Raw genomic sequence first — 3117 nt, forward strand, 5'->3', positions numbered from 1 at the left:
ACCGAGAGCCTGTCCGACCTCAACATAGGTAGGGTCACTCATAACCCCACCCGGTAGTGAGTAGGATGTGTGGGGCCACTGTCCTCCAAAGAGAGCTATAATCTTTATAGGTTTTTTGCTCGCCTCAACAGCCTCTATCCAGACCTCACCCCTCAGGGGCTCGTAGAGCTTCTTCAGAAAGGGTTCAAGTCCGATGAAGTCGGGAAGAAGGTAAAGGTAAAACCACCTTATGTGGTTTTGGATTATCTCAGAAAGGTGGGTTATAGACCTTATACTCTTAGCCTTTTCTGTGGTTCTCACCTCAACCCCTTCCCTCTCATATATGTCCTCAAGGGCTTTGGTGGTAGCCATCAGATGGGCATGTCCACATATCCCGCACACCCGAGGGGTCAGAACCAGTGCGTCCAGAGCGGACTTTCCCTCCAGAAAGCTCTCAAAACCCCTGTAGTTCGGTGCGGAGACGAGGGCATCGGCAACCACGCCGTTCCTCCAGCGGAGCTTGAGCTCAACCTCTCCTTCAACCCTGTTGAGAACCCTTTTCTCCACTCTCATCTATAAGCCTTCCCTTTAGCCTTTCAGGAGTGAAGCTCTTTGCAACTCCTGATATAAGTATGTAAGCCCTCTTGCCAACACCCAAGGGGAGCTCTTCGGGAAGGTTCATAACGTGTTTAGTCTTGAAGAAGCCTCCCCGGGGGAAGTCGTATTCGGTACAGCCCACGCAGGGCATCCCCGCCCTCGTCTTTGAACTCACACCGTTCCAGAGAATCCTGTTGCAGGAAGAGTGGGTCATAGCTCCTCTGCATCCGAAGTGATAGAACAGACAGCCCTCTTTCCTCCCAAGCTCCTCCGCCTCCACCTTCCACTCAAAGTACTCGTTCCTTATACAACCGTGATGGGTCAGGTAGGAGTATATCTCAAGAGGTCTTCCGAGCTCATCCAAAGCTATCCTCCTTCCCCTCCTTATCTGATTGAGGACGTAGGTAAGCCACGAGGGGTGGGCTGGACACCCGGATAGGTTTATAACTGGATAGCCCTCCTTGGTGCGAAAGCCCCTTCCAAGGAGACCTCCCATCTGCTGGAAGCGAAACTGAAGACCTGAAACGCTCCCGTCCGCTTTGGCTGGGATGTTCCCGAACACGGCGCAGTTTCCTAAGGCTATGACGTACTTAGCTCTTGCCGAGAGCTCCCTCACCACATCTATAAAGCTCCTTCCAGCTATCTTTCTCAGTTTCTGACCTACAGCCCCCTCCAGGATAAAGATGTCCAGCTCCCCCTTTCCCATCAGGGCATCTCTTACAGCCTCCTCCTCGCTCCTGTCCCAGGTGATAGCGGGATGGAAAAGGACCTCAAAGTGGGAGAGGATTTCAGGGGCTGAAGGGTTTTCGGCACACAGAAAAGACTGAGTGTTCCCGCTGCAGGAGAGTCCCTGGAGCCATAGGATCTTCATGCTACCTTAATAATATGCGCTGTTTGATCAACTACAAGAGCGTGGAAAAGCCCCTCCCCTGGGAGGACCTGACCGTTGAGGTTGGTTTTGGGAGCGGGGACTTTATAGTCAGGCTCGCCAAGGAAGACCCAAAGAGGAAGCTCCTGGGTTTTGAGCTCTCGGGAGTAGCGGTTGAAAAGCTCCTCAAGAGGGTAAAGAGGGAGGGACTTGAAAACGTCTTCTGCACCAGAATTGATGCCTACTGGGGCTTTTACCTCCTTCTGAGAGACTCTTCTGTCAGGGAAATATACATGAACTATCCAGACCCCTGGTTCAAGAAGAGGGACGTAAAGAGAAGGCTCACGAGGAGGGAAAACCTCTACCTCTTCCACCGAAAGCTGAAGGAAGGGGGAGCTATAGAGATAAGAACGGACCACTACCCCTTCCTTGAGTTTACCTTAGAGGAGGTAAGCTCCCTCGGCGGGTTCAGCTCTTACCTTGAGGAGCTTGATACAAGCCAACCCTTGACGAAGTACGAGAGGAAGTGGCTATCAATGGGGAAGAAGCTTTACAGGCTCAGGCTTGTAAAGAGGGGTAAAACCCTTATAATTCCAAAGCTCAGGAAGATTGAGGAGGTGAAGGACTTGTTCCCCCATAAAGTTGAGGGAAGACCGAGCTTTGAAACCTTAGAAGGCAGAGAGTACAGGCTCTCTCAGCAGGTGTATCTCAAGTTCTTTGAGAGTTATACGGGAAGGGACAAGGTTTTAATAAAGACCCTCCTCTCGGAGGAGGGTTTTCTTCAGAAGTTCTTTGTGGAAGCGAGGAAGAAGGGAGACTCTTGGATAGTTGATGTATCACCCCACAGTCAGGTGCTGAGGACCCAGAATATCAGGGAGGTTATCCGCATCGTAGCCAAGGAAGGTTTCAAACCATGATCTCGTTTATGCCCTCACACTTCATTATCTTTGAGAAGACAGTACTTATTATGTAGTCTGAGAGCTTTATCACCTCAATCTGGAGCTTGTGGGCTATGTAAAATCCCTCCCTCGGGAGCTTCTCTGCAACATACTCAGCGATGTCCTTGCCGTTTATCTCAATGCTCTCCTTCTTTGATATCCACCCCTTCTTGTATCTGAACTGGGTGTTGTAAACAACGTTGTGGGCACCGGCAAGGGGTATGTCCCAGAGTATTACGGGGTAAACTGTCATGTTCAGCTTTATTCCCAGTATGTTTATGTACTTGTATATCCTGAGCCAGTTGACCATGCACCTGTCCTTCTCGCACTCCTCTATAAGATGAGTCTCCTCATCGTAGGCGAAGTGGTGCTCAAGTATGCACATGAATCGCTTCTCGTTCCTGCCGAGCCATCTCCTTAGTTTCTCCACCTCCTCATCGGGAGCAGGGTCTATGCTGGAGAGAAACTTCCTTATGTTGAAGCTGAACTCCTCAACCTGTTCCATGGCTACGCCCCCTTTTAAAATTTTGCCCTCAGCCCCCGAAACTTCCAATCCTTAACTTTAATACCCTCATAAAAGGGACTAATACTCTATCGTCTTACCTATCAGGAGCTCCTTGACCTTTTTCTCAATGCCCTCCGCATCTATTCCAACCATATTCCTGAGGAGGTTCTGATTTCCATGTTCTACGAACCTGTCGGGTACACCGAGGTTGACGACCCTCTTGAAACTCC

At 50.3% G+C, this 3117-nt stretch carries 4 protein-coding genes; 1 reads left to right on the forward strand and 3 read right to left on the reverse strand.

Annotated elements, in window-relative coordinates:
- Both AC1HCM_RS00290 and AC1HCM_RS00295 read right to left on the reverse strand, forming a co-directional pair.
- Positions 1-552: nickel-dependent hydrogenase large subunit (locus AC1HCM_RS00290; protein WP_479459775.1), on the reverse strand; the 552-nt coding region annotated here is incomplete at its 3' end.
- Positions 518-1447: an NADH-quinone oxidoreductase subunit B family protein gene (locus AC1HCM_RS00295; RefSeq protein WP_479459776.1), complete on the reverse strand. Its 930-nt coding sequence runs from the start codon at positions 1445-1447 to the stop codon at positions 518-520. The genes AC1HCM_RS00290 and AC1HCM_RS00295, both read right to left, overlap by 35 nt.
- Positions 1448-1461: 14 nt before the next feature.
- On the opposite strand from AC1HCM_RS00295, the gene trmB reads away from it, so the two are divergent.
- Positions 1462-2361 (forward strand): tRNA (guanosine(46)-N7)-methyltransferase TrmB, encoded by a 900-nt coding sequence (trmB, locus tag AC1HCM_RS00300; protein ID WP_479459777.1) that lies wholly within the window; start codon positions 1462-1464, stop codon positions 2359-2361.
- On the opposite strand, the gene AC1HCM_RS00305 is transcribed toward trmB, so the two are convergent.
- Positions 2351-2887, reverse strand: coding sequence for a hypothetical protein (locus AC1HCM_RS00305; RefSeq protein WP_479459778.1), 537 nt, complete (start codon positions 2885-2887; stop codon positions 2351-2353). The genes trmB and AC1HCM_RS00305 overlap by 11 nt on opposite strands.
- Between the last annotated feature and the right edge of the window lie 230 nt (positions 2888-3117).

This window comes from Hydrogenivirga sp. (assembly GCF_056450045.1).